General features: G+C 39.1%; 4 protein-coding genes. All 4 read right to left on the reverse strand.

Annotated features, from left to right (window positions below):
* Positions 1-223: 223 nt before the first annotated feature.
* Positions 224-796 carry a hypothetical protein gene (locus EDI28_RS25365; RefSeq protein ID WP_128786636.1) on the reverse strand — a complete coding sequence of 191 codons (573 nt, stop codon included), beginning with the start codon at positions 794-796 and terminating at the stop codon, positions 224-226.
* A 112-nt stretch (positions 797-908) separates the two neighbouring features.
* On the reverse strand, positions 909-1475 hold the full coding sequence (locus EDI28_RS25370) for a hypothetical protein (RefSeq protein ID WP_128786637.1): 567 nt from the start codon (positions 1473-1475) through the stop codon (positions 909-911).
* 136 nt (positions 1476-1611) lie between these two features.
* On the reverse strand, positions 1612-2604 hold the full coding sequence (locus EDI28_RS25375) for a hypothetical protein (protein ID WP_128786638.1): 993 nt from the start codon (positions 2602-2604) through the stop codon (positions 1612-1614).
* 149 nt (positions 2605-2753) lie between these two features.
* Complete coding sequence (locus EDI28_RS25385) at positions 2754-3656, reverse strand: FRG domain-containing protein (RefSeq protein WP_128786639.1); 903 nt, start codon at positions 3654-3656, stop codon at positions 2754-2756.
* Positions 3657-3935 lie beyond the last annotated feature (279 nt).

Consider the following 3935-nt stretch of genomic DNA (forward strand, 5'->3'; position numbering starts at 1 on the left):
GTGCTTGCTGCATGAAACTTTGAACGGTATGCGCCATGACTGGAGCATAGACAAAATTTTAGGCTATATTAGAAGCAGATACGCAATCTTCGACGCAGCGCACTCCCCGAGCTTGCTCGGCAGATTTAACGCCTGGGATAAGGTGCGCTAACACCAAACCAACCAAGCGTACCGAACTCCAAACCAAAACCGCCGAGTGTAACGCGTCACCTTGATACCTTTGTTATGTGCATGCCTGAAGTTCGCGAACAAGAGCTTCGTCACCAGCTTTATGCAGCCACAAACACCAAACAGTAATGGAGCCATTAAGCTTGCTAAATACAACCCACTCACCTGTTTTGTAGTCATTTGATACCGACTCTATCAATGATTGATACATCGTTTCTATATCCAAGCATTTCTCTTTTAACTTAGTGCGTCGAGCGTGGTTGGCCCAATTCTCGACAATAAACGAAGATTGCCCAAAGTGAGTGTGCATTACATCAAAACCTAGCTGGTTCGATATATTCCTTAACTTACCTCTACCGTTTCCAATAGAGCCAATATTTTCCAAAACAGACAATACTGATGACACTGGAACCGAAACGGCAATATTCTCAATGACAATATAGCCTTGGTGATACAACTGCGACAATTGCAGTTTTAACAAGTCGGAGACTGAAGTTTTGGGGCAGTGATGGCTAAGAGCCTCGTCGACCATATGCTTATAATCGTTATATGACCAAGCTGATTCTAGTTCCAAATCTCGACGAACTTTTATATCGACTGAACGGATGACTTGATCGACTCTATCCATTAACCCTCCAAAGCACATAACGCCTGGGATAAGGTGCGCCACGATTAACCCACCAAGCGCACAGAACTCCGAACCAAAACCGCCGAGTCAAACAAGTCACCTTGATACCTTGTTATGTGCTTAAGCCGATTTCTAGTAATTCTTCTTTGAGGCAAGTAAGATCAATATTTGGATTGATTTTACTTGCCATTTCAATTTCGAACTTACCGTCAAATATTTTTGCAACCAAATCACAATTGATCTCTTGCTCATAGATTTCATCAACGAATTCACAGAAATCTTTAGCTTTCATTTTTTGTATAGTTTCAGGGTTTGGCAAATCAGAAATGCTGTTACCTAACTTCTGCCAGCAATCGTTATTCAAGAACCAGATACAAGATCCCATATCCATACTAAAGGCAGGCTCGTTGAGAAATATTGAATAATCACGGGGTACTTTATCTTTCAACGTTTGAAAGTTATCGACAAGTCCATCTACTGGGCTTGTACATTTAAAAGCAATACTTTCATTATAAAACCAGACGAACCATTCTCCACCACAACCATCACGCAATGATGCCATTTCTTCAGCATCTCCCCATTTTGAGTTGTACGAATAGTATCTATACTCCCACTCTGGTTCGATAATTGCATTTAGTAATGCTAGATATTTTAATTTGTTTTTTAATTCTAAATTCATGAAATTTCCATTCATAGCCAACTCAAGCACATGAGCACATAACGCCTGCAATAAGGTGTACGCCCACTACACTAGCAAAGCGCACCGTACTCCAAACCAAGACCGCCGAGTGTAACGTATCACCTTGATTGCTTTGTTATATTTTTTGGTTTTTACCTCGATAGCCATGATCTAATTTAGCTCCTAGCTTTGAGATAAATGCGCGCTTAGGCTTGAGATCGCCAGATGCTTTATCTCTTGTATAAACAATAGTTAAGTCAGCCAAATAGTTGCGATCTTCTGCAATTTGCTCAAGGTTTGCATCGCTATTAAAACTAATAGGTATTCTCTTATTTTCAGATATAGATGGAATATGTGCGGCCCACCCGGACTTATGGCGCTCTATATCCATGCTAGTGATATAAATTTCAACGTTTGGCTGAGGTAAGTTGACATCGCCGTCCTCGAAATCATAACTAGGTAACGCTTCGACTAATTTTTTATCAAAAGTTAAAACAGGTAAGTCTGAAGCATGAGCACCAGAAAAGAACTTAATTTCGGCCTCTTCCTCACGTTTAGCTGGAGCAACAACTTTTCTAGCTTCCTTTGCTACTTTCTTTTTGCCATGTTGCCTAATAGCAGAAGCAATAGCCTCTTGCATTGCATCAGGTGAAGTACCGTATGCTTCCGCTCCAATATTTATAAATATATTGTTATTTGCCTGTATCGTTGCCGCTGAATCTTCTCGACCGCCTAATAACTTTTTCATACTGTCAAAGGCTAAGGACGCACCACCAACAGCAAGCAGTGCGACTACAACGATTAATCCATTTCTTATGTTTTTATCTGTAATTCCTGCATTCATAAGCTTCGCATGCGCCCAATCGTTACTATTTTTTAAGTGTTCATCAAAAGACTGCTGAGTTCCAAAAGCAAGTCCGACCGCCAACACTTCCCATAGACTACCTTTAGATACTTCATCTACAAATACTTCTATCTCTTCAACAATCAGATTATTATCAAGATATTCAAGTACTGTCGGCACCATCTTAAAAAGTTCGGATAACCCTTGGAGGGATGCAATCACCTCATCAAGAGGAATAGGCTCTTTATTTGAATAATATACTTTTTCTTGAGATACAACGTACATTGCTTTCCTTAACAATTAATCCAAAACTTTGGTGAAAAATATAACGCCTGCAATAAGGTGTGCCCCACTGAACCAGCAAAGCACACTGAACTCCGTACCAAAACCGCCGAGTGTAACGCATCACCTTGATTGCCTTGTTAAATGCTCATTTACAAAAACACACTTGGCTGAGGCTTTGGCAAGCTAGAACTGAACACCTCATTATTTAGGCCAAAATCATTTTTAATGAACTGTGAAACCATATCAACTTCAGGAAAAAGCTTAGCTTTAGATATTCCAATACTAGCTAGCTGTTTCATTATATTTCCCTTATCCGAAGCTTTAATTATATGACGTCGCTCATTAGGATAATAAATCCAATCATTCGGCAATATTGCCGGACTGAATTTTGTCTCGTTAATCCCAAAAAGTAGAAATGCGCCATCTTGCCTTATTATTCTAGGATTATCTAACTTTGGCTTTACACATATAACACTTTCAATGTGCTTAGGGTTAATCCTTTCCAAAAAATGTGGCTTTTCTTGTTTGATATCATGCATCAATTTTAAAGCATGATGATTATCCTTGAGATGAAAGGACCTAGAGTTTGATTTAAATCGTTCTTGTAATTCAAAATCAGATTTAGCCCAAGCTAAGTTAGCTATAACACTAACTGTATCACTGTCAAAATATTTAATTTCAGACTTGGGTATTTTAAAAAATATCAACTCAGCATCATCACTTCGCTCCGCACTCCCAGCACAAGCAAAATACAAAGCAACCAGTGGATTTTCGGTTAAATCTAGCAATCTTGTTGGTAAATCATAGTGCTGCATTTTTACTAGCTTCTCAAAACTTGATTTCATCTGAGAAAATTCATTTGGGCAGCGCATCAAAATTTCTCTGATTATTTTATCTTCATTAGAATACCATCTCTTATTTCTATAAATAGATGGCTCAAGTTCATATGATTTATTTGCATGACCTCGAAAAAATACAACATGATCGTTATCAAATAATTCAGGTAACAATCCAACTAATGTTCGAAGACTACCTAATTTTGCTTCTTTCAATAGACACCTCACATTTAATTAAGAGCATTTAACGCCTGGGATAAGGTGCGCCACGACCAACTCACCAAACCCGCTGAACTCCAAACCAAAACCGCCGAGTCAAACGAGTCACCTTGATACCTTTGTTATGCAACTCCATCCATTAATACGATCATACTTGACCGAAAGCCTTTCCACGCGTGATAAATCTGCGGCATACAGGCAACAAATCCAGACTCTGATAATTCCGATTCACTTTCAACGATTTGAGCCAAACCAACTTGCATGACAACCTAATGC

The organism is Photobacterium chitinilyticum (genome assembly GCF_004104355.1).
Taxonomy (GTDB): domain Bacteria; phylum Pseudomonadota; class Gammaproteobacteria; order Enterobacterales; family Vibrionaceae; genus Photobacterium; species Photobacterium chitinilyticum.

Coding starts and splice junctions, on each gene's coding strand:
- EDI28_RS25365 (WP_128786636.1), bottom strand. CDS start 796: ATGGATAGAGTCGATCAAGTCATCCGTTCAGTCGATATAAAAGTTCGT.
- EDI28_RS25370 (WP_128786637.1), bottom strand. CDS start 1,475: ATGAATTTAGAATTAAAAAACAAATTAAAATATCTAGCATTACTAAAT.
- EDI28_RS25375 (WP_128786638.1), bottom strand. CDS start 2,604: ATGTACGTTGTATCTCAAGAAAAAGTATATTATTCAAATAAAGAGCCT.